The sequence below is a fragment of the Serratia sp. MYb239 genome, assembly GCF_002966855.1.
Taxonomy (GTDB): Bacteria; Pseudomonadota; Gammaproteobacteria; order Enterobacterales; family Enterobacteriaceae; genus Serratia_B; species Serratia_B rhizosphaerae.
The window spans coordinates 2,144,558-2,166,928 of sequence record NZ_CP023268.1 but is presented as its reverse complement, the minus strand read 5'-3'; the positions used below and the strand labels follow the sequence as shown (position 1 = coordinate 2,166,928).

Here is a 22,371-nt window from a genome sequence, read left to right as displayed (position 1 = left end):
GTGTAAATATGACTAACTGGATAAAAAAATCTGTAATTCAGGGAATGGTCCTGATTACGACACTGATGGGATATTCAACGCTGCTCAGGGCTGACGTTGCTTGCTTTGTTAATAATCCTTTTAGTATTTCTGTTCCATTGCACGCCAGTATTTATGCCGGTAGTGACTTACCCGTTGGTACGGTGCTTTACCGTACACATTTAGAAACGAATTATGGCCCTGATTTCGGTTGTGATTCAGGATCAGAACCATGGGAGATTAAAGCCACCAGTATTGCCGCAACGGAACCATCGGGTCCACCCTTCAGTGTGACCGGTATGCCGTTTAATGGAGATATCTACCCGACAAATGTTGATGGAGTGGGTATCGCATTACTTGTAGGGAATAATACATTTACTGCATCCAGGCCGTTTAACATTACTCAGGGTGCGAAAAATGGCTCAATACATATGAACAGCGGACTACGCTATGACATTGCATTGATAAAAACGGGTAATGTCACATCTGGTTCGCAGATACAGGGAAGCGCATTACCCATAATAAAATTCAGAGGAGTAGAAACCCCCGGTTATACCGGGTTGCCGATGGATTTACAAACACTGTCGTTTACCGGAAGCGTTACTGTCACAACGTCGACCTGTGAAACACAGGATACGACTGTACCATTAGGCGAATATGAGTTGCGCGGTACGTTTAAAGGTAAAGGGTCTGTAACACCGTGGAAAGACGCATCCATTATGTTGACTAATTGCCCTCGTTTTATTGGCTACTATGGGCTGCATGGTGGTCAATCATCTCTGAACGAAGCCCCCCCTTCAGGGGGAGGAACACCTAATAAGCTGCTGGTCACGCTGACCGCAAATACCGGTGTCATTAATGCGGAACAGGGATTGATCAAAATAAACGAATCGTCTCCATCCTCCGCATCCGGTATCGGCATTCAGCTGGGGTTTGGCGACACCAGTTCCGCTGTACCATGGAATTTAGCCGGGGCGCAGGAAATCACGCCACCGGCAGACGGTTCACAGACAATCAGAATCCCTCTGGCTGCACGATACTATCAGGTTGAAAATGTTGTTATACCGGGAAAAGCGGATGGACAGGTAATGTTTACCATTAACTATAACTGACCGGTAGCTCCGGGGAGACACCAAAACAGTCCAGAGTTCTGTCCACATTCACGGATAAATGTTACCAACGGTGCAAAACTGATCCACCCCAACGGTTGAAAACTGGTCTAGGGGTTAATCTGCTCCTATGTCGTGTCGTGGTTATGGCTGCTTGTCTCCCTGACCGCTGGCCTGTGGCTATTTCCCGGCACCCCTGTGGTTCACGCGCCTGAGAGACACGGTGCGTGGCGGCGATTTTTATGTGGCAGATATGCCATGGAGGATGTCATCACGACTGGGTTATTCGTGGGGGGCGGGGCGATATGGAGCAGAATTGCGGGATTGCCGGTCATGAGCCTGCCGTTGGGTGGGGTTGTCGTCATGATGGGACGTGCCGTCTTGTTCGCCGCATTCAATACCGGGTGACACAATGCGTGCTGGTTCCGGTATTGCCTCTGGCTGGGCATGATACTGGCCAGTGGGGGCTTGGCCTGTTCCATCTCGGCATTCACATGTTACATGAACCATAAGGGAATGCATTGTTGAGCCTATTATCGAAGAACATCCTGGCACGCGCGGCCGTGCCCCCACAGGGCAACGGCACACCGGCATCATTGACCTCAACCTTGCCATGGTGTTGGGATGTGACACTCGTTTCCCCTTGCGCATATACCCGCAAGGGATGGGAAATGCTGCTCTCTGAGCCCGCCATGGCAGGCACCCTGTCCGGCGTCACTGTTGCCGGCTCAGTCGAGGCCCTGCCCCCCCACGCGTCACGCGCCGGGTGCTCCTTGCCCCGCTCTCTCGCTCGCAGTCTGATTGTGCACTTGCCGCCCTTTCCCCCGGCTGCCCTGTTGTTATTGCTTCAACTGGGGGGAGGGAAGGCGTGCCTAGCGCATTATCACCAACTGATTGTGTGCAGTCCATTTTCCAGCGACGTGACTCGCACCGCCCTGATGGGAACGGGGATACCGGGGATTGTCCGTATCACACCGGGACGGCAGCCGTTGACCGCCCTGTACCGTGCGGCCGTGATGCCCTCGCCCGAGACCTTTTTTTCGCGCTCATGGCAAGCGGAACGACTCCCCCTGTTACCCGACGGCCGGCTGACGCCAACAGAGCTGCGGGTTCTGCAACAATCACTGCGCGAAGTGTCCGTTCATTGGCAGGCAAAGCTGAACTACGTCAGCACAAAGACCATTTACACCCACAGGCGCAAAGCGCTCGCGAAGTTTGGGTGTCGGGGAGTGACGGATTTGCTGAACATGTTTTCAGGGTAACCGTGGCGGCAGCGAGCATTTGATGCCGCCCGGGAGGGTTCTGTCGCATTAACGGCAGCGGGTTGTCAAAAAGTGCATTGCCTGTTTTTCAGGCACCCAACAGGTAAAACTGATCTGCCGGAGATAATCCCTCCCCGTCCGGATGCTGATATTGCCCTTTGCGTATCATGTGGACCAGCTCGATGCCAGCCAGGAGCGCCTGTGCCCGACGAAACGATTTGAATCCCAGCATCAGTTTTATCCGGCGTTTGATGTTACGGTGATCCTGCTCTACAACGTTATTCAGGTATTTACCCTGCCTGATGGCGATGGTTTCTTCATCCGGTTTACCGGCATTGAGTATGGCCAGTGCCGCGGTGTTGGCGCCACTTTTATCGATGGTGACGACTTCCGGTGTACCGTGATGGCAAATGGCCTTGCGGAAGAAGCGCAGGGCTGCTGTGGCATCCCGCTTCGCCGTCAGCAGAAAGTCGATTGACCTGCCTTCGGTATCGACCGCACGGTACAGATATTTCCACTGCCCCCTGACTTTTATGTAGGTTTCATCCATTCGCCATCGACATCCCACCGAACTTTTATGCCGGCGGAAGGTCTTATCCAGCAGCGGCACCAGACGAATTACCCAGCGGTGAAGCGTGGAATGGTCAATGGTGATACCGTGCTCAGCCATCATCTCCTCCAGATTACGCAGGCTCAGGGAGTAAGCCAGATACCAGCGGACGCACTGAGCAATAATATCGGTGGGATAATGAAGGCGTTTAAAGGATTTTTGGATCAGGGACATGGTCAGGCAACATTGCAAAAAAAAACAGTATGTTACCTGACCGCGCCTTAATGCGACAGAACCAAAATTGCGACAACCTATTGGTCTCTGCGGCCTTGAAGCCTGATTGTCGCTGATGCTCGGGAGAATTCAGCAATACATTCAGTTCTGCTTCACTGAAGACTTTGATGGTGGCATTGGCCGTCTTAATACGCGGTATGTCGCCGGCGCAATCGAGCGGGCAGAGATAGGTGATCTGGACGTACTCCTTCATCAACGCAGCATGACAGAGCGTTGTCGCCTTCATCCTGTCGGTAGCCGCAAGTGGGTCACCGGCAGGAAAAAACAGGGCACACCCAGTTTTTTTAATCCCCGGATCAGATGCCATTCCATAAAGAGCGTGACGTGGGCATAGGAACATCTATTAACCGTTTGCCTAAATTCCCGGAACGCATGGGAGTCCGAGATCTCTTTATCTGTCATGCCCGCCGGTAGCTGCCACAAGTGGTCGAAGGCATCAATAAATTCATCCGGTACTGCCTCAGTCATTGCTGTTATCTCCCTTCATCGTGGTGTTCTGGATTATAGCTAGCAAAACTCTATAAATATCAAGGGTTTTCCCTGCCGGCAGTGCCAGGTTGCGCTATCATTATGCCGCCGCCGGGGTATCCGATCAATCCAAATGGCCGATGTACCTGGCCGACTCGCCCCATACGGCGTGTAGTGAATTTTTCTAGGATGAAGAGTTCATCGATCGTTCGGACTTTGAGACCAACTGCATGGCTGAAATCACCACAGAACGGCCATTGAAGGTGTTTGATCTGACCCGGTTAGGGCCTCATCTGAGGCAGCCTGTCGGCGATTTGATGGCGCCCAAGGCGACCTATCCGTTGACGCAGGAACTGGCAACGGAGATGGCACAGCATGCAGATGGCGTTGAGTATTTGTCCAGACACACCGGTAAGCCGTGCCTGGCTCTTTGGTCAGACAAGGTAGACGGGGATGGCATCCTGCCGACAGCATCAGTGACACCGCTGAGTCAGTATGAGCACCGGGGGAGAACCGCAAGGCAGATCCTGAGAGCTGATTGCAATATCCGGATCGCCGGATAAATAAGGAAAAGCAGTGCCAGGGGTGACTGGCACCGCTTTTGTTACACCGCGTTCTGCGTGCCGAAGTTTGCGGCCAGAATACGCAGGTGCGCCATTTCTTCATCGGTGGCGCCACGGCGCAAAATATCGAGCGCGCTGATTTTCTCACCGCTGCCTGGCATTTCAACCTGACGGGTAAAGAAGTTGCATTTACGCAGGTTGCTCACGTTATGGGTGATGCATGCCAATAATTCCGGAACGCCTTTAAGCATGCCGTTTTCACTGTTCTTTTCATCAACCGAGAACTGAAATACCGGATAGAGCTTTTCAACACCCCAGTCTAGAACAATCAGCTTGTTCTGCTTGCTATATTTGTGGACGGTCGGCACCGACACACCCAGTATATTTTTCACGGCCGTTGATTTATGAACGCCGCCGTATTTCTCCAGACTTTTTAAGAATGCCAGCCGGGCTTCGGCATAATATTCCTGCTCCTCTTTTTCCTCGCTGACGTTATTAATCAGCGACTGAGTGAGGGCCATGATTTTAACTTCCGACCAGAACTCATCGTCGGACAGGGTTAATAAGGACAGTAATTTGTTTTCATCCACGGCATCGAGTGCAGCAACAAATTTTTTGCCGACGTTATCTATGCGCGATTGGATCAACGCTTTTTCAACGTGCTCAGGGTTGAGCCGGGGAGCACGGGCCGGTTTGGTCATGTTCAGTGTAGTCATGATAGCCTCGTCTCTGTGTGTTTAAGATTTCATAACATCCATTTTAATGAAAATCTGAAACGCGCGCAACTTTTATACATCCGTCTGGATGTGACACAACGCCCTTCCGTTTTCTGCTATTTCCGGCAACGCCCCCGCCCTGCCCATCAGGCACAAGATGAAGTGGTTTTTGGCAGTAACAGGTACTGCATGTTGTGTTTTAGACCCGAACCCCCTGCCCCGCGGTGCGGGGCGGTGTCGATTATTTGCTTCCGAGTTTGGGGATAATTCCAGAAGTCGGAAGAAAAACGGATGGGCTGACCGATCACCGGCACGAATTATTTCCCTTTTGGATTTCTCATATTGGGCCTCTTCTATCTTTTGTATCTGATTCGGCTTAACGCGAGGAAAGCCGATCCCCCACAAACTTATCCCCAGTTTCTGTGGATAACGCATATATGGTATATTGGGTGCGGTTTTTAAGGGGGCCGCTTGGAAAACGGAAAATATCCTACGTTAAGCCTGTTTTTTAAGCAGGAATGACAGGCAGCAATGAGCGAGGAGCGGACGTTCGCAGTTGTTCTCATTACTGATGAAGGCATTACTTAAATCGCGGTGTGTAAATCAACGGGGGATTAAGTCATATGGCCTGAGATGCTTCACGGTATTGACGAGAGTGTCGTTCTAGCAAGCTCTATCGCCGTCAGCCCAGCGCTTGATATCACTTATATTTGGCGACCTGATTCCCACACTCAAGATGTTCTTGGTTGTGTATAGGCTGACCTGGGCTTTGTCCCCATCATTTCTTTCTATTTCAATTAGCGTGTTGTTAATCAACAGTCCCTGCGCAAGGAGCTTTTGATTGATCTCACCTTCATTGCGCTCACCGTCAAACTCGCTTAATACGATGACCGGATTTCCTGAATATGCCTCATATTCCAGGCACTGCCTTGCCATGTGCCTTAAGGTTCGATAGGTGTCGGAGGGCTTCGTCTTGCTCGTGAAGCTGCCGTCATAAGATGATTGACCGCTTTTTAATTCGCTGATGGTTATGGCGCACCCGCTGATTGAGATAGAAAATAATAGTGTAGACAGCGTCAAATATTTCAATTTCAACTCCATTGTTCTTACAGAGAGAGGCCCTCCGCTGCGCTGGTATCAAAATCATGTTTTCTTTCAGGCGGACTTGTAGTTTGGAAAGTCAACAGTAACCATGAGCCCACCTTCTGCAGACGTACTTAGGCATACGCTGCTGTTGTGTTGCTGCGCAACCGCTTTGACTATTGCAAGTCCCAATCCACTCCCGCTTTGTATCTGATTGGGATCGCGAAAAAACCTATCGAACACGCGCTCCCTCAATTCAAATAGAATGCCGGGCCCTGCATCTGAAACACGTAGCTGAGTAGATTTATCAATAGATCGTACATCTACCTCAACCCGTCCGCCCTCAGGGCTGTACTTCACGGCATTTTCAATTAAATTATCAATCAGCGACATCAGGCGTTCCCTGACGCCTGTGATCCAGACTTCATCATCAGAGTAGAATTCGAGCTCAACCCTGCGCTCAGCCGCTAGCGGTGCCAGTGCAGCCATTCGCTCTTGTATGAGCGTTGTCAGCGGCACAGGCTCCATAACAGTGTCAATGCGCACTTCGCTGTGCATCATCAGCAGCAACTGATTGACAAGACGCGCTGCACGGCTATTGCTGCGAATAATCCCTGCAAGCAACTCCTGTTGATTATTGCTGCTTACATAGGACTGCAAAGCCTCCACATTGATTCGCATCGCAGCCAGTGGGGTACGCAGTTCGTGAGCGGCATCTGCAATGAAAACCCGTTCCCTATCAGAACTCTCTTGCACCCTGGCAAGAAATAGATTAGTAGCGTCCACCATTTGGCGAAGCTCCATGTGCTTTGGCACTTCTTTTAAGGGAGAGAGATCTTCTGAAGTTCGTAAGGAAATTTCATTTATCACCTTGTTCCAGGGTCGCATTGCAATACGGATTGACAGCCACGCGGGAAACAAAAGAAAAGGAATGCACACCAGCAGCGGCAATATGTAGTATCCACGCGAGTTCAGGTATATAAAAAAGTTCCAGCCTCCGGCAGGCGTGACAAGTGTTACCTCCGCATCGGACCTCCCGGACTTGAGAGTACGGCTAGTCCAGGTGCGACCTTCACTCTGAATGCTCTGAATTTTCCCATACAGGGTGTTTGTCACCCCTGCCGGAGCGCCATCAGATGAATAAATTATCTCTTTATTCTTCCGAACGATTAGGCTGATTGACAGTTTCGGATCTTCACCTCCGCCATAACCTTCCCGCAACGCTGTGCTGAACTTTTCCAGCACAGCGTTGCGATCCTGCGGGCGATCATCCATACGATCAACCAATGTAAGAATGGTTTCGTAGGTATTGCTGCCCGTTAGCATCGGGGGGCTACGCAAGTTCTCCCACAAAATGTAGGTCAGAAAAAGACACCAAAGCAGTGTAAGCAGTAACATCTGGGCGATCATAATTCGCCGTACGAGCGTTGGAGTTCTCAGGTGGCGCCAAAAATTTCGCATCAACCGGCCCCTTTCTGAATCGGTACGGTATCAATGACATACCCTATGCCCCTCACCGTTCGTACATAACCGTCGCCGATTTTGCGACGTAAATTACCCATATGCACATCGAGTGCATTGCTCATATTTTCTTTTGCGCCGAATATCCTTTCCTCCAGAAACCTTCGTGTAAGCACGCGATCAGTGCGCATCATTAAAGTTTCAAGCAGCGCATATTCACTTGCCGTCAACTCAACATTCCGCGCGCTCACTGTCACGCGACGAGTCGGCACGTGGAGAGATAACCCACGAATTTCTATCACCTCATTCTTAAAACCGTAACTGCGTCGCGCAAGTGCTCTTACCCTGGCCAACAACTCGGCGAGAACAAAAGGTTTGACGAGATAGTCGTCAGCACCGGCATCCAGCCCGCACAGGCGATCCTGCAGAGTGCCTCGCGCGGTCAGAATGATGACGGGGATCCCCTTGAGCTGCTGGCGCAAGTACGCCATCAGGCTCATGCCATCGCCGTCGGGCAGTCCGAGGTCGAGCAACACAAGTTCCGGCACGCAGGCATCGAGTTGATGCAGCGCATCCACTTTGCGGCGAACCCATATTACATCTAATCCTTGATCTGCAAGGGCAATACGTACGCCGTTGCCGAGATCCAGGTCGTCTTCGATGAGGAGAATTTTCACAATAGTTACGTTATCAACAGTGAATGAAGAACGTCTGAAGAAAAAAACGGTATCAGGAAATTTATCAGGTTTGTGTCACCGGTACGTGCTTAAGTATTTCTTCATTTTTAGCTCATGAGAACTTTAGGGTGCGTATTCAAACTGAGCGTTCTGGCGTTTAAAACCCGCTTGCATCGTAATCGTTTGAATCCATAAGGACTTCTTTAATGAGCAACTTCGAACTGCGTCATAAGTTCCCCTATTCACTCTCAGGACGCACCCTGAAAAAAATGCTGCCGGGCGCGCTGCTGGCGTTACTGGCCACCCCAACACTTGCGGCAGAACCACAACAGGGTAACGCCTTAACGTTGGGAGGAGGCGTGGATGTTACGCCACTTTATTCTGGTTCGGATGAAAACCGCGTCACGACAGCCCTGTTACTTGATTACTCGATGCATAATGGGTTCTTCGTGAGTACCACGCGGGGTATCGGTTACGGCAACAGCACCGGCAAGCTGGATTACAGTACTGCGCTGAGCTATCGCGCAGGCCGTAAGGATCATGACGTGGACAGCGACTCACTGAGCGATGGCAGTGACGACTTGCGGGGTATGGGCGATGTCAAAGGCTCGGCTATCGGGGCATTGGGTCTGGGGTATAAGGTCACCGACTGGCTTCATTTGCAATTGCAGGCTGAGGTGCCGTTTTCTCAACGGGACAATGGCGCGGCCGTGCATTTCGGTATTATCAGCCCGCTTTATAACTCATCGGAAAATACCGTGACGATGGCGCTGACCAGCAGTTGGGGAACAGGCAACTATATGCAAACTTACTACGGGGTAAGTTCATCACAGTCAGCCGCATCGGGGTTTAGTCAATATGATGCCGGTTCCGGGATTTATGCCTATTCAATGAATATGGACTGGACGCACAAGTTCAACCAAGACTGGAGTGTAGTGGCCGCTACAGGCTTTACGCAGTTGGCTGGTGATGCACGTAACAGCCCGATTGTGCAACGAAAAGCATCGCCCAATGGAAGCTTGAAAGTGACATATAGCTTCTGAACGTTGTTCGATTGCACTGTCAATAAATACACACTCGATCTGCCCCGATACAGATGATGGGGTGGTACTCACAAAGGACGTAAGGATAAGGCGTTGATCCCACCCCTACTGGATGCAAGCGAGATTCTTATCAAAGAGGAATCGGGGTAAACCTTATCCTAACTCAGGGAAATGATATCCGGACGCCGCCTATCCTGCAGGTAATCAAGGAAGAAGGCGTCAGGGCTGTAGTTTATATCGGTTACGGCGAAGGTGCCGTCATTCCGGGCCTCAGGGGATGCTGTTTAAACCGATGAGGTTCTGCCTCGATGTTCTTAGTTATGAACTATAAGGTGGCTTTCAATCGCGGGCGGGCAGAGCTGAGGGGGCTAAAGCGGTTAACCATTACTTCCTGCTGCCTTTCTGTCGGTTATTTCTACAACACGAAGCTTCATTTCACTCAAAGAAAGCTCACACATTGTTGTTTCCCCTAATTACAGTAACTGGCAAAAATAACGTGCTTATTTCTCATGGAGAAAACCCATTGAGAAGCTGAAATGGCATAGTTAATGTTTTTTATGCCAAATTTTTCCAAGTCTTCCGGAGGGTATGAAAACCATTTCTCCGGAAATCTTTCTTCATAGTCATCTTTTAATTGCGGACAAAATGACACCCTGATGTTCACACCAATTCTTCTATAGAATGCAATGTCATCATTTTTTAATTTTTTAAGTTCCTGAAGCATAAAAAAATCATCTTTAGAAATATTTCCTGATACTGTAACTTCTCTCTCAGGTCCGTTGACACCACCATGCCACAGAAGATATGAATTATTACCTAGATATTTATTCTTCCCGGCCGGGAAAATATAGTTAGCACAGGCAGAAGCGCAAACACTGCGTACATCAACACCGAGGCCATTTTTGTAGATGTAGTCACCTATTTCCATAGCATTTTTAGCATCACCACCAATGCTATTTATAGATATTTTTTTGATGTCATGATTTATGGTTAGATTCAAAACAGCAACGTAAGAAGTGTCTGTAATTTTTCCATTATAATAAAGGACATCCCCCCTGCTATATATTTCAGGAGGATCTAAAAGAACCTTCACGTCCGGGAGATCGATCTCCTCATATGCTCCACATGGTGCCGGGGTTAATCAATGTCTGCTTCTGGCACACAGCAGACAAACACTTGACGCTGAAGATCTGCTGACAACGACTAGCGGATAACAAATAGAGCGGAAAAGGAGGAGGAAATCTCGCTGTTTTTTTCAGGCCAGCCACCTGGTTCAGCTGGCCTTCATTGAAACTTTCTTACAGGGGAAGTGGTCAGGTCAGAGCGACCCTCACCTTTAGTCCAATAACGAGCGTGGCAAAAAACATTATGCAACCAGCGGTGATGAAAACATCTGTTACGCCGCTGATACCAAAGAGTAATCCTCCCAACGCAGCACCCGCCGCAATTGAGGACTGAACTGCTGCGACTACCATGCCGCCAGCGGTTTCAGCCTGATCGGGAACGGAACGCGCTACCCAATTTGACCACGCAACGGGTACGCCACCAAATGCCATCCCCCACAACGCGACGAACAACACCAATCCTTTTTCCTCTAGTGGCAGCAAAATCATGCTTAATGCCGCGAAACCGACAAGCGCTGGCATGAGTATCAGTGTGAGACGCAGGCTTCTCTCCATCAGCCACCCGGTTAGCAGCGTACCGATAAAATTAGCGATGCCAAATCCAAGCAGTATCAAAGACAAACGATCCACATCAAGTTGGGCAATATTTTCGAGAGCCGGACGAATATAGGTAAACAGCGCATACTGACCGGTATGGGCAATCACACACCCCGTCATACCCATCGCAATGCCTGGGCGACGGAGTAAATCCATGACAGAGGCTGTTATCATCATTCTACGCGGAGCCATTCCAGGAAGGGTAAACAGCTGAAAAATCAGTGTCAGCACGCCTACTGCGGTTGCAGCGATAAAAGCACTACGCCAGCCATAAAGCCCACCCAAATAGCTCCCCAGCGGGATCGAAACCACGGTACCGACAGCAATACCGCTAAAAATAATGGAGAGAGCGCGCGGGACGCTTTTAGCAGGGACCAGCCGCATAGCGACGGCAGCAGCCATACTCCAGAAGCCTCCCAGCGCGATGCCCAGCAAAATGCGCATGACTAACAGAACAGCCAGACTGGATGAAAGTGCGACCAGCAGGTTGGAGGCAATCATCAGCACGGTAAAACCAAGCAAAACATTTCGGCGATCATAATTACGCGTCAGGCGGGGAACCATCAGACCAGCAAACAGGGCCACCACAGCCGTTACCGTCACAGCCTGACCAGCTAGAGCTTCGGTCACACCGAGATCGGCAGCCATGGGGGTCAACAGGCTGGCAGGAAGATATTCTGCAGTCAGCAAGCCAAACACACCCATAGTCAGTGAAATAACGGCCATCCATGCGGATTCTTTGGGTTCCGAACTATTCAAACTCGCGGATACAGCTTCAGTTGCTTCATTTCTCATAACACACTCTACCTGGAGAAAAATTATAACGCCTAGTCTAGAGTTGAGTCGCTGGACGATCTATGATGCTACATCCTGATTTTTTACCCGAAACTCCGATTATGCATGTGAACAGACATTTTGCCCTTACATCCGAGCTCATCAGTGAATTGCTGCTGGAAATGCGCCTGCGTGGCGTGCAGTATCGCCGTTTACAGACTGGCTCTGAGTTTGGCGTGGGTTTTAGCAACAGACCGGGACATGCCTATTTTCATTACATCGCTGTAGGTACTGCTCTGCTTCGCACACACGATGGTACATTGCACGAACTGAAAGCTGGCAGCATGGTATTCATGCCGCAGGGTGAGGATCACCAGCTTGTATCGGATGTCAGCTGTTCATTTCAACATATCGACACGTTAGGCTCTGCTCCTTTAGGCGAGGCCGTCAGCGGAATCAATACTTGCCCGAGTTCGCATCCGACACCCAGCACGGTTCTGTTTTATGGCTGTATGGAGTTCGATCTCGGTGGAATGCAGGGTCTTGGTAAACTGATGCCGCAAGCCATAGTGGTTGAGGCAAATGAACAGATCTATCCGGGGCTGGTTCCCATTCTGGGCGCGATGAAATTTGAAATCTGTTCCGGACGCGCTGGCTTCGCGGGCATTCTGGCCCGCCTCGCAGAAGTGGCGGCTGCCATGATTGTGCGTGGATGGATCGAAAACGGCAGCGAGAACGCAGCTGGCCTGATCGCTGCGTTACGTGATCCACGACTCGCCCGTGCAATTCTGGCCATTCATCGCGATACGGGTCGGGAGTGGTCTGTTGCTGAACTTGCTGCACAGTCACATGTGTCACGTTCTGTTTTTGCTGAACGCTTCAAATCAATCATCGGCATACCTCCCCTGCGCTATGCAAGGGAGGTGCGAATGCGCATCGCAGGTCACTGGATTATTCACGATAAGATCTCAATTGACACCGTTGCTCTTCGCCTCGGCTATGCCTCACAGGCAGCGTTTAGCAGAGCTTTTAAGCGCATCAATGGATATCCGCCGGGCGCTATGCGTCAGCGACCAGCAAGAGGCGTTAATACAGTAAATGAGTGAATGTTCCTTTAGCATTTGCTGGATTCACTGTAGGAGGCCGCTCTCAACATTAAAAACTGAGCGGAAACGGCTTTTCACCACTCAAGGTATCGCAATTTCTTTTATGTCCGCTATTGGCTGTGAGTTCAATGGGTCGATGCAACGCTATCCTTAATCAAGGGGGGACGTTGCCATGAAACGAAGAACTCGGATTAACTACACGCCAGAGCAGAAGGCGATTATCTGGGACAGGTATAAGCAAGGTGATTCCCTGCATGATATCGCCAGAATGTTCGACAGATTTCATTCTTCTATTATGCCGACTATCCACCAGACTGGTGGGTATCGCCCTCCTGTTCGAAAGCGGCACCGGCTGGCTCTTTCACTTGATGAAAGAGAGGAGATATCCAGAGGATTGGTAGCAAGACGTAGCATCAGGGATATCGCTGATAAATTATCAAGAGCCCCCTCAACGATTAGCCGCGAGATCAAGAGGCATGGAGGTGCAAAACAATACCGTGCAGCAAAAGCAGATACAGCTGCGTGGGAAAGTGCTCTGAGACCAAAACCTTGCAAGCTAATTGAAAGCCCCACATTGTGTAAACTCATTGCAGAAAAGATGCATCAGGACTGGTCGCCGGAACAAATCGCCGGTTGGCTGAAACGCTGTTATCCGGATAATCAGGAAATGCATGTGTCACACGAAACGATTTATAAAACGCTTTTTATACAAACCCGGGGAGCATTAAAAAAAGAACTACAGCAATGCCTCAGAAGCGGAAGAGCGGTTCGTAGATCCCGAACGTCATCACTTAAAGGGAAAGGATTAGGGAAAATCCCGAATTCGATACCTATCAGCGAAAGGCCACCGGAAGCCGCAGACAGAGCCATACCTGGTCACTGGGAAGGTGATCTGATCCAGGGCTCGAAAAACTCCTATATCGTCACCCTCGTAGAACGCCATTCCCGCTTTGTTATGTTGGCTAAAATCAGGGACAACAAGACCATAACGGTTATATCTGCACTCATCAGACAAGCCCGGGAATTGCCTGTTGAGCTTTATAAAACATTAACCTGGGATCGGGGAGCTGAAATGACCAGCCACACCCGGTTTACTGTAGCAACAGACATCCAGATTTACTTCTGTGATCCTCAATCTCCCTGGCAACGTGGCTCAAATGAAAATACGAACAGGTTGCTCAGACAATATTTTCCAAAGGGAACTGACTTATCGGTTCACAGTCAGCAGAGACTAAACAGCGTTGCCAGACAGCTCAACGAAAGACCGAGAAAAACGCTAGACTATGAATCACCCGCAGAACGGTTCAATAAGTGTGTTGCGTCCATCAGTTGAACTCACAGCACGGAGCGGACAGAAAGCAAAGCCATAAGGTCCGCTGTGAGCGAGGAGCGGACGTTAGGCCTGAAAAACATTCTGAACAACAGAGCTTGGGATACGCCTGCCTTATTCCCAAGGCGCTCCCTGCTCCCAGCTTTCAATAAGCAGGTCAATAAAAGAGCGAATCCGCGGTGATAAATGCCGCTTACTGGGATAAATCACCCGAATAGGTTCCGGTGGAATAGGATATTCCTCAAGAACGGGTATCAATCTTCCGCTACGCAAATCCTCACCGAGCAAATAGGTTGGTAAGTGGACTATTCCAAACCCGGCAATAGCCGATGCACGCATGGCTTCAGAACTGTCGAGGTTAAGTCGCCCGGGTCCTTCATACACAAATGCCCCTTCCGGGGTGGCAAACCGCCAGCTACGTCTTTTCTCTGCACTAAGAAGAAAGATAGTGTCATGGTCGATTAAATCCGCAGGTGTCTTTGGAATACCTCGAGAGGACAAGTACTCAGGTGATGCGCATGTGACAATATGCTGCAACGCTATCGTTCGGGTCAGAATGCGCGAATCATCGCGCGGTTCACCTATGCGAATGGCAATATCAAAACCTTCTTCAATAAGGTCCACAAACCTGTCGCTAAAAGACACCTCCGCGCGAAGTTCTGGCCATTTCTTTAGATAAGCATCCAGAACGGGAAGAATATGTCGCTGTCCAAAAGAGAGCGGCGCGCTAAGCCGGAGAGTCCCCGTTGGCTTAACTCTGCGCATGGCCATGGTGGCATCGACCTCCTCGAGGTCTTCGAGTATCTGACGACAACGATCAAACATTATCCTCCCTTCATCAGTAAGACTCAGACGCCGCGTAGTACGGTTAAGAAGACGAACACCAAGACGTGTTTCAAGCCTGACAATACTTTTGCCAATAGCAGAACGTGTAAGCCCAAGGGAACTCGCCGCATGGGTGTAACTCCCCGCTTTTACCGCAGCGACGAATGCTGCAATATCACCAATACTATTGATCTCCATGCATTATTTCTCTCTTCAAATACGGGCATTAACGCCCCCTGATATGGGAACCATATTCCCCAAATGTTTGTATATCATAGGCTCCTGTCAAATTTAAACGCAAATATACACAGGAGCACTGATGATGAATCAACAAACCAAACAAGCTGTAAAAGAATGGTCAGACAGTCTGGCCGGTCTGGGGCCAATCCTTACAGGTCAGGATACCGTAACGCCGATGAGTGAGGTCCGTAACGCCTACACCCGTATGCTGGCTAAAAATCCTGCACCTGCCGGAGTGAGCTTTAATGAGGTTGATATGGGGGGCGTACCAGGCACTTTGGTTACGCCCGACATCCTTGAAACCGATGCTATCGTTATGTACATCCACGGCGGGGCCTATATTGTCGGTGAACCAGCTGGCTATCACGGTATTGGCGGCAACTACGCCAATATGCTGGGCGCAAGGGTCTACATGCCGGACTACCGACTGGCTCCGGAGTATCCTTTCCCTACGCCAGTTACCGATACGGTTCGTGCCTATGAGTGGTTGATTGAACAAGGCTTTGATGCCAGTAAAATCGTGCTGGCAGGCGAGTCTGCGGGTGGAGCGATGGTTGTTACCGTCATGGTTGCCGCACGTAACAAGGGTCTCCCGCTTCCGGCCGCTGGTGTCTCTATCTCACCATGGGCCAATCTTGAACATACGGGTGTATCCATGACCAATAGGGAAGGTCTCGATCCCTTAAACACAAAAGCAGGTTTGGATTTTCTGGCGCGCACCTTCCTGGGTGATGCGTTGCCTAACCATCCAATGGCATCACCGGTATTTGCCGATGTGACGGGTCTACCGCCAGTGCTCATTCAAATTGGCGAAAACGAACTTATGCTGAGCGACGCGATGCGTCTGGCAACGCATCTGGGTGATAACCGCGTTCGTGTAAATCTGGAAGTCTGGCCGGGTATGTTCCACGCTTGGCATTTCTTCTCAACGCTGCAGCCAGAAGCGGTACAGGCTCTCGAAAGTTCAGTCGCCTTTATTAAGCAAGCCCTGCAGGATGCATCCAAGTAATTACCCATGATGATTGCATAAAAAACGGGCGCATCTTATTGCGCCCGTCAGAAGTGAAAATGACATATTTATAGAAAAACTTTCTTTATCCCCCGTTCTTACCTCACATATGGCCTAACAGGTTCTGCAATTATTTTTTATAAGCGTTATTGATTCAGCGGCACCCGTACAATGCTGTCCGGCCCCTGGGTCGAGCCGTCCTTGTTGAACGCCTGCTTCACCGTCACGTACAGGGTTTGTCCGTCAGCGGACAGCAGCAGGCTGTTCGGGTGCGGCGGCAGGCTGACGCTGCGCTTGGTCGCATAGCTGTGCGCATCCAGGATCAGCAATTTGCCCGATTCGCGCTGGGTCAGGTACAGCTCCTGGCGCTGCGGATTATACTTGACCGCCAGCGAGTCGCCGTTGTCCAGTTGCTTGATCAGCTTGCCGCTGCGGATATCCAGCACCAGCGTGGTTTTGGCTTTGGAATTATCGGTGACGAACAGGCGGCCGCCTTGCTTATCTTCCGCCAGATTCAACAGCAGCGCTGGCTTCTCACCCAGCGGCTGCCAGCGTTGCTCAATCGCGTAGCTGCGCGGGTTGATCACCAGAATTTCACCGCCGCCGTTGGCGGCATACAGACGTTGGGTCTGCGCGGAATAGTGCAGACCGGTGACCCATTTCCCGGCGTTATTAATGCGTTTTTTCAGCTTCAGCGTTTTGGCATCCACCACCCAGATCACGCCGGGATCCGCCACGCCGCCGATAAACAGCTGGCCGTCATGCCAGAGAATTTCCCGCGCGCCGTAGGGGAAGCCTTTCTCATTACGCTCGCTGAACAGCAGACGGCCGGTAATCTTGCCGCTGGCGATATCCAGTGCGCTGACGCCGCCGTCAAGCGAGTTGGTGATGTACAGCGTCTTGCCCTGCGGATCCATCGCCACGCCGAAGTTTTTCAGATCGGTATGGGTGATCCCCAGCACCTTCAGCGTGGCGGGGTCCAGCTTATAGATCGCTCCGCCCTGCACGTCCTTAAAACCCTGCGCGCTGGCGACATACAGCGCCCGGCCGTCCGGCGTGAGGGCCATTTCATACAGCCCGTCCCCCAGCGCGTTCTTTTGCAGCTGCGCGCTCTGCGTGGCCGCCGCGGCCGGCGTGCCTGTCGCCGTCGCGGATGCGCCGCCGCCCTGCTGGGCGCTGCAACCGGCCAACGCCAACCCCACCAACAACATCAGCGCAGATCTTTTCTTATTCATCGCAAACCTCTTTTTTCAGCATAAAAATTAAAAACGGTAGTTGGCGGTCACGGACACGTTACGCGGCGCGCCGTAGACCACGTACTGACTCACACTGGTGTCGTAGCGTTTATCAAACAGGTTGTTCAGGTTGGCCTGCAGCGACAGCTGTTTGGTCAGCTGATAGCGGCCGAACAGGTTGACCAGCGCATAGCTGCCCTGCTCGGCGTGCAGGGTGCCGTTGCCCTCCGGGCCGGCAACGTCCTGCCAGGTGTGCGTCTGCCAGTTCACCCCGCCGCCGACGGTCAGCTCGCGCAGCGCCGGCGGGTTATAGGCGGCAAACAGCTTCACGCTGGTGCGCGGCAACATCGGATTGACCGCCTCACCCTTGCTGTCCTCCGCCACATAGCGGGTCGCGCCGAAGGTCATCTGCAGGTTGTCGGTCACCGCCCCGTTCACTTCAAACTCGATGCCTTTACTAACGGTGCCCTGCGCCGGGGAGTAAGCGGTTTCGGCGGTGCCGGGGATCACGTGGCCGGTGCTCTGCGCCACGTTGTCCTGCTCGATGCGGAAGATCGCCAGCGAGGTGGTAAGACGGCTGCTCAGCCAGTCGCTTTTCACACCGGCCTCGTAGTTTTTACCGGTGACCGGCGACAGATAGCTGCCGCTGCTGTCGCGGTAGGTTTGCGGCTTGAACACGGAGGTGTAGCTGGCATAGGCGGACCAGCTGTCGTTAATGTCGTACACCAGCCCGGCGTACGGGGTAACGTTGTTCTTCTCCATGTTCTGCGTCAGCGTGCTGGTGCTCCACTGGGTATAGCGCGCGCCGGCAATCAGGTGCAGCGAGTCGGCCAGCGAGAAACGCGTCGCGGCGTAGGCCGATTTTTGATGGATGGTGTCCTGCTGCGCCACGCTCATCTCGCCCCAGTCGGTTTCCGGGAACTGGCTGTTCCAGTGATTAAAGTTGCCGACATCGTCGGGCGACAGGTTGGCGAAAGCGTTCAGGTAGCGGTTGGTCTGCCGGCTGTAGCTGACCCCGGCCATCAGCTGGTGCTGGCGGCCGAACAGCTGATACGGCCCGCTGGCGAAGGCGTCGATGGCATGCACCTTGCGCGTGCCGGTGTTGTAGCCGGTGCCGCCGACCACCGGGTAGTTCGGATAGGAACTGACGCCAATACCGCTGTCGCGGTCAAAAAAGCCGTCGATATACAGCATCTTGCTGTCGAGCTTGGTTTCGGTGTGGGTGCCGTTCAGGGTGAACTGCCAGCCGTTGTCGAAGCGCTGCTTCAGCGTGGCGAACAGTTTGCGCGACTGCTTGTCGTTGTAGGCCCAGTCCGGCGCGGTATTGAACGAGCGTGAATAGTCGGTTTTGCCGCCGTCGCGATACCAGCGCGGCACGCCGCCCCAGGGCGGGTTGTCGGCGTTGGTTTCCTGATACTCGTAGCCCGCCGACAGCGTGGTGCTGTCGGTCAGATCGGCATCCACCACGCCGTAAATAAACTTCTTGTTGGCGCTGTAGCGGTCGATATAGCTGTCGTTATCCTGATAGCCGGCCACCATGCGCCCGCGCACATTGCCCGAGGCGGTCAGCGGCGCGGAAAGATCGAGCACATAGCGCTGCTTGTTCCAGCTGCCGTAGCTGGCGGACACATTGCCGGTAAACTCCCGGCTGTCCGCATGCTTGCGCACCATATTCACCGCGGCGGACGGGTTGCCCGCGCCGGTCATCAGGCCGGTTGCGCCGCGCACCACCTCGATCCGCTCATACAGCGCGGTATCCGACGCGGAATCCCCTAGATTCCAGCGCTCCTCAAACACCGTGGGAATATCATCCACCATGTAGTTATCGATCAGGAAGCCGCGCGAATAGAAGGTGCTGCGGTCAAAGTCGGCCACTTTCTCCGTCACTCCGGTGGTATTTTTCAGCACGTCCCCCAGCGTCTGCATCTGCTGGTCCTGCATGCGCGGCTGGCCGATAACGCTGACCGACTGCGGGATATCGCGCGCGGTCAGGTTCATCTTGGTGCCCGCCCGGGTGATCGGCACGCTGTAATCCTGCTGCGCCGCCTCATCGTCGCCTGCTGCGGCCTCCACCAGGATGTTGTCCTCCTGTTCCGTCTCCTGCGCGGCGGCATCCGGCAGGTGCAGCGCGGCGGCGACCAGAACGGCAATGCCTGACAGCGCCGGCATCATCCGGCCGCCAGAGGTCAGGAGACGGCCACGGCGTTTAGCCATAATCATTATTTTATCCTTCGGGGTTTTATTATTGTCAGTGAGCGGAATACGCCGGCGTGATTGCCGCCGCGCCGTTCCGCCGATATTCCCTGTGTCCGTGCTGAATCATCCGCAAAAACGGCGATTCCGGTGTTGATGTCTTTCCCTGAGGCATATTAATTGACGCGATAGCACAAACGCCCTCGCGAAGTAATACGAATGAGAACTATAATTATTTGTATTGTTGATGTAAAAACATATTGCAAAAAACCATTAGTCAGCTAGCCATTGCCCAGCAACCAGCCACCCTGACGTGATTTATTTTTCCGCCTCGATATCAAGGAGTGACCGGCCGTGCAGCCCTCGCGTTTATTTCCGCTGTTTTCCACCCTACTGACTTTTCTACTGCTGCTCGCCAGCCCGCCAGGCCGCGCCGCGGACGCCGGCTGGCCGCGCACCCTGCATACGCCACGGGGCGACGTGGTGCTGCAGCAGCCGCCGCAGCGCATCGTCTCCACCAGCGTAACGCTGACCGGTTCGCTGCTGGCGATTAACGCTCCGCTGGTCGGCTCCGGCGCCACCGCACGCAACTCGACGGTGGCCGACGCTCAGGGCTTTTTCACCCAGTGGAGCCAGGCCGCGCAGGCGCGCCGGCTGAAGCCGCTGTATATCAGCGAACCCAATGCCGAAGCGATCGCCGCCGAAACGCCGGATTTAATCGTGATGTCCGCCACCGGCGGCGACTCCGCGCTGAAGCTGTACGAACAGCTGTCGAGCATCGCCCCGACGGTGGTGATTGATTACGGCAATATCAGCTGGCAAGGTCTGACGCAGAAGTTGGGAGAAATAACCGGCCATGAGGCGGATGCGCAGGCCGCCGTCACGCGCTTCGAGCAGCGGGTGGCGGCGCTGAAGCAGCGTATCGCCCTGCCGCCGCAGCCCACCTCGGCGCTGGTGTATTACGAGGACGGTCGCGGGATGAATATCTGGACGCCGGCGTCGGCGCAGGGTCAGCTGCTGCAGGAGCTGGGCTTTACCCTCGCGCCGCTGCCGCCGGACATCAGCGGCAACCACACGCAGGGTAAACGCAACGATATTATTCAGCTCAGCGGGGAAAAAATGGCGCGTGCGGTCAGCGGCGCCACCATACTGCTGTTTTCCGCCGACGGGCGGACGGTGAAGAAGTTTACTGGCAACCCGTTCCTGTCGCAGCTGCCGGCGGTGCGCCAGCAGCGGGTTTACGCCATGGGGCTGGATACGTTTCGGCTGGATTATTACAGCGCCAACAACCTGCTGGACTATCTGGAACGGCAGTTCGCCAACGCGGCGTCGTAACCGCCGTTCCGCACGTCAAGAACGGGAGTCGGCCGTCACCGGCTCCCCGTCCGCCGGCTCCTCTTCCTGCGGCGACGCAGGCAGCACACAGTGGCGCAGCGTACGCACGCTGCACGCCAGCAGCAGGCCGATCAGCGCCGCCGCGCCGCCAAAGGTGAGCACGCTGAGCAACGGCGTCAGCACCCGGCCGACCACCCCCAGCCCCAGCGCCCCTAGCGAATCACCGGTCACGTCCTGCGCGGTGCCGAGGCTGTTCACCCGCCCCAGCAGGTGGTCCGGCGTATTGCTCTGAATCAGCATAAACTGCAGCAGCGAGGCGATGGCGTTGGCATAGCCGTAACACACCAGCGCGATCAGCGCCGGCAGCAGGCTGCTGAACACTCCCAGCGAGGCGATGGCGGCAAAGGCGCAGATCGCAGCGCTCAGCATCAGCGCGCCCGGCCACCGGAAGCGCGGCACCCAGCCGCTGGTAAAGGCGCCCAGCATCGCGCCCAGCGGCACCGCCGAATACATCAGGCCGATGGCCGAGGTGCCCACCCGATAGGTATCCTGCGCCAGCGCCGGAAACAAAATACGCACCGCGCCGACGATGCTCATCAGCATTCCCAGCAGCACCACCGAGCCCACCACTTTGTGCCGCCAGACAAACTGCACGCCGCTGGCCAGCGCCCGCAGCGGATGTTCCGGCTCCTGCGCCTGCGGCCGCAGCGTCGGCAGGCGCGTCAGCGGGATCAGCGTGCCCAGGGTGCCGGCCGCCGCCACGGCGAACGCCGCCCCCACGCCGCCGGCGACGATAATCACGCCCCCCAGCGCCGGCGCCAGAATCGCCCCCAGACGCACGGTAATCATGCTGAGCGCCCCGGCGGCGGCCAGATTCTCCCGCCCCACCAACAGCGGGATCACCGCCATCAGCGCGGTCATGCCCAGCGCGCCGAAAAAGCCGTCCCAGGCGGCCAGCAGATACAGCGCCCACAGCGACGGCGCCGGGGCGAAGGCGTTCAGACTCAGCGCCACAAAGCCCAGGCCGCAGGTGCCGCGCGCAAACAGAATCAGCTTACGCCGGTCGAAGCGATCGGCCAGCACGCCGCCCAGCATCAGGCCGATAAACATGCCGACGCCGTCCAGCGCCACCGCCACCCCGACCTGCAGCGTCGAGCCGGTCATCGCCTGGATCTGAATCGGCACGCCGACCGCCAACATTCCCAGTGAAAAGACCGACAGCATGCGGGCGCAGAAAATCGCCCGGAAGTGCGCATTGGTTCTCAGTAAACTGAAATCAAGCAAAAAAGAGGGTTTAGCCATAATGTCTCACAATAAACTTTATCGTTATTACAGACCGGCAGCCGCGCTGGCCGCCGG

The 22,371-nt window shown here is 53.5% G+C and carries 20 protein-coding genes and 1 pseudogene; 8 read left to right on the top strand and 13 right to left on the bottom strand.

The features are described 5' to 3' along the window. Nucleotides 1-8: 8 nt before the first annotated feature. Nucleotides 9-1,130, top strand: coding sequence for a fimbrial protein (locus tag CLM71_RS23935; RefSeq protein ID WP_158684802.1), 1,122 nt, complete (start codon nucleotides 9-11; stop codon nucleotides 1,128-1,130). A gap of 1,347 nt (nucleotides 1,131-2,477) precedes the next feature. On the opposite strand, the gene CLM71_RS10395 is transcribed toward CLM71_RS23935, so the two are convergent. The 3 genes from CLM71_RS10395 to CLM71_RS10385 are packed head-to-tail and all read right to left on the bottom strand — an operon-like array spanning nucleotide 2,478 to nucleotide 3,701. Further along, nucleotides 2,478-3,173 (bottom strand): IS6 family transposase, encoded by a 696-nt coding sequence (locus tag CLM71_RS10395; RefSeq protein WP_105230943.1) that lies wholly within the window; start codon nucleotides 3,171-3,173, stop codon nucleotides 2,478-2,480. Next, nucleotides 3,148-3,459: a hypothetical protein gene (locus CLM71_RS10390; RefSeq protein WP_158684801.1), complete on the bottom strand. Its 312-nt coding sequence runs from the start codon at nucleotides 3,457-3,459 to the stop codon at nucleotides 3,148-3,150. The genes CLM71_RS10395 and CLM71_RS10390 overlap by 26 nt, the downstream gene beginning before the upstream one ends. Continuing rightward, nucleotides 3,456-3,701 carry a hypothetical protein gene (locus tag CLM71_RS10385; protein ID WP_105230941.1) on the bottom strand — a complete coding sequence of 82 codons (246 nt, stop codon included), beginning with the start codon at nucleotides 3,699-3,701 and terminating at the stop codon, nucleotides 3,456-3,458. The genes CLM71_RS10390 and CLM71_RS10385 overlap by 4 nt, the downstream gene beginning before the upstream one ends. Nucleotides 3,702-3,931: 230 nt before the next feature. Here CLM71_RS10385 and CLM71_RS10380 point away from each other — a divergent pair, with 230 nt between their 5' ends. Further along, the gene (locus tag CLM71_RS10380; RefSeq protein ID WP_105230940.1) at nucleotides 3,932-4,264 is read left to right on the top strand and encodes an RES domain-containing protein; all 333 of its coding nucleotides are present in this window, start codon (nucleotides 3,932-3,934) and stop codon (nucleotides 4,262-4,264) included. 41 nt (nucleotides 4,265-4,305) lie between these two features. Here CLM71_RS10380 and CLM71_RS10375 read toward each other — a convergent pair whose 3' ends face one another. The 4 genes from CLM71_RS10375 to CLM71_RS10360 all read right to left on the bottom strand — a co-directional run bounded on the left by CLM71_RS10375 (nucleotide 4,306) and on the right by CLM71_RS10360 (nucleotide 8,201). Continuing rightward, nucleotides 4,306-4,980 carry a hypothetical protein gene (locus CLM71_RS10375; protein ID WP_105230939.1) on the bottom strand — a complete coding sequence of 225 codons (675 nt, stop codon included), beginning with the start codon at nucleotides 4,978-4,980 and terminating at the stop codon, nucleotides 4,306-4,308. Between the two features lie 663 nt (nucleotides 4,981-5,643). After that, nucleotides 5,644-6,081 carry a hypothetical protein gene (locus tag CLM71_RS10370; RefSeq protein WP_004958564.1) on the bottom strand — a complete coding sequence of 146 codons (438 nt, stop codon included), beginning with the start codon at nucleotides 6,079-6,081 and terminating at the stop codon, nucleotides 5,644-5,646. Between the two features lie 54 nt (nucleotides 6,082-6,135). Next, nucleotides 6,136-7,524, bottom strand: a complete 1,389-nt coding sequence (locus CLM71_RS10365) for a HAMP domain-containing sensor histidine kinase (RefSeq protein ID WP_020439779.1) — start codon at nucleotides 7,522-7,524, stop codon at nucleotides 6,136-6,138. Continuing rightward, nucleotides 7,524-8,201, bottom strand: a complete 678-nt coding sequence (locus CLM71_RS10360; RefSeq protein WP_105230938.1) for a response regulator transcription factor — start codon at nucleotides 8,199-8,201, stop codon at nucleotides 7,524-7,526. The genes CLM71_RS10365 and CLM71_RS10360 overlap by 1 nt, the downstream gene beginning before the upstream one ends. Nucleotides 8,202-8,407: 206 nt before the next feature. On the opposite strand from CLM71_RS10360, the gene CLM71_RS10355 reads away from it, so the two are divergent. Together CLM71_RS10355 and CLM71_RS24255 are read left to right on the top strand one after the other, a co-directional pair. Then, on the top strand, nucleotides 8,408-9,244 hold the full coding sequence (locus CLM71_RS10355) for a MipA/OmpV family protein (protein ID WP_020439781.1): 837 nt from the start codon (nucleotides 8,408-8,410) through the stop codon (nucleotides 9,242-9,244). Nucleotides 9,245-9,375: 131 nt separating this feature from the next. After that, nucleotides 9,376-9,516: pseudogene (locus tag CLM71_RS24255) on the top strand (nitronate monooxygenase); the annotation flags it as partial. A gap of 197 nt (nucleotides 9,517-9,713) precedes the next feature. On the opposite strand, the gene CLM71_RS23930 reads toward CLM71_RS24255, so the two are convergent. Together CLM71_RS23930 and CLM71_RS10345 are read right to left on the bottom strand one after the other, a co-directional pair. Further along, a complete protein-coding gene (locus tag CLM71_RS23930) occupies nucleotides 9,714-10,337 on the bottom strand; it encodes a hypothetical protein (RefSeq protein ID WP_020439782.1) in 624 nt (207 codons plus the stop codon). A 220-nt stretch (nucleotides 10,338-10,557) separates the two neighbouring features. Beyond that, nucleotides 10,558-11,760 (bottom strand): MFS transporter, encoded by a 1,203-nt coding sequence (locus CLM71_RS10345; protein WP_105230937.1) that lies wholly within the window; start codon nucleotides 11,758-11,760, stop codon nucleotides 10,558-10,560. Nucleotides 11,761-11,822: 62 nt separating this feature from the next. Between CLM71_RS10345 and CLM71_RS10340 the strand changes: the two genes are divergently transcribed. Together CLM71_RS10340 and CLM71_RS10335 are read left to right on the top strand one after the other, a co-directional pair. Continuing rightward, on the top strand, nucleotides 11,823-12,845 hold the full coding sequence (locus CLM71_RS10340; protein WP_004958612.1) for an AraC family transcriptional regulator: 1,023 nt from the start codon (nucleotides 11,823-11,825) through the stop codon (nucleotides 12,843-12,845). 172 nt (nucleotides 12,846-13,017) lie between these two features. Then, nucleotides 13,018-14,178, top strand: coding sequence for an IS30 family transposase (locus CLM71_RS10335; RefSeq protein ID WP_105230936.1), 1,161 nt, complete (start codon nucleotides 13,018-13,020; stop codon nucleotides 14,176-14,178). Between the two features lie 111 nt (nucleotides 14,179-14,289). On the opposite strand, the gene CLM71_RS10330 is transcribed toward CLM71_RS10335, so the two are convergent. Then, nucleotides 14,290-15,198, bottom strand: a complete 909-nt coding sequence (locus tag CLM71_RS10330; protein WP_105230935.1) for a LysR family transcriptional regulator — start codon at nucleotides 15,196-15,198, stop codon at nucleotides 14,290-14,292. Between the two features lie 121 nt (nucleotides 15,199-15,319). On the opposite strand from CLM71_RS10330, the gene CLM71_RS10325 reads away from it, so the two are divergent. Further along, on the top strand, nucleotides 15,320-16,249 hold the full coding sequence (locus CLM71_RS10325) for an alpha/beta hydrolase (protein WP_105230934.1): 930 nt from the start codon (nucleotides 15,320-15,322) through the stop codon (nucleotides 16,247-16,249). A gap of 146 nt (nucleotides 16,250-16,395) precedes the next feature. Here the strand turns inward: CLM71_RS10325 and CLM71_RS10320 are convergent, their stop codons facing one another. Together CLM71_RS10320 and fhuE are read right to left on the bottom strand one after the other, a co-directional pair. Further along, nucleotides 16,396-17,484: a YncE family protein gene (locus CLM71_RS10320; protein ID WP_105230933.1), complete on the bottom strand. Its 1,089-nt coding sequence runs from the start codon at nucleotides 17,482-17,484 to the stop codon at nucleotides 16,396-16,398. A gap of 27 nt (nucleotides 17,485-17,511) precedes the next feature. After that, on the bottom strand, nucleotides 17,512-19,704 hold the full coding sequence (fhuE, locus tag CLM71_RS10315) for a ferric-rhodotorulic acid/ferric-coprogen receptor FhuE (protein ID WP_105230932.1): 2,193 nt from the start codon (nucleotides 19,702-19,704) through the stop codon (nucleotides 17,512-17,514). A gap of 327 nt (nucleotides 19,705-20,031) precedes the next feature. Here fhuE and fepB point away from each other — a divergent pair, with 327 nt between their 5' ends. Next, on the top strand, nucleotides 20,032-21,012 hold the full coding sequence (gene fepB / locus CLM71_RS10310; protein WP_105230931.1) for a Fe2+-enterobactin ABC transporter substrate-binding protein: 981 nt from the start codon (nucleotides 20,032-20,034) through the stop codon (nucleotides 21,010-21,012). A gap of 15 nt (nucleotides 21,013-21,027) precedes the next feature. On the opposite strand, the gene entS is transcribed toward fepB, so the two are convergent. After that, complete coding sequence (gene entS / locus CLM71_RS10305) at nucleotides 21,028-22,314, bottom strand: enterobactin transporter EntS (protein WP_105230930.1); 1,287 nt, start codon at nucleotides 22,312-22,314, stop codon at nucleotides 21,028-21,030. Nucleotides 22,315-22,371: the final 57 nt, after the last annotated feature.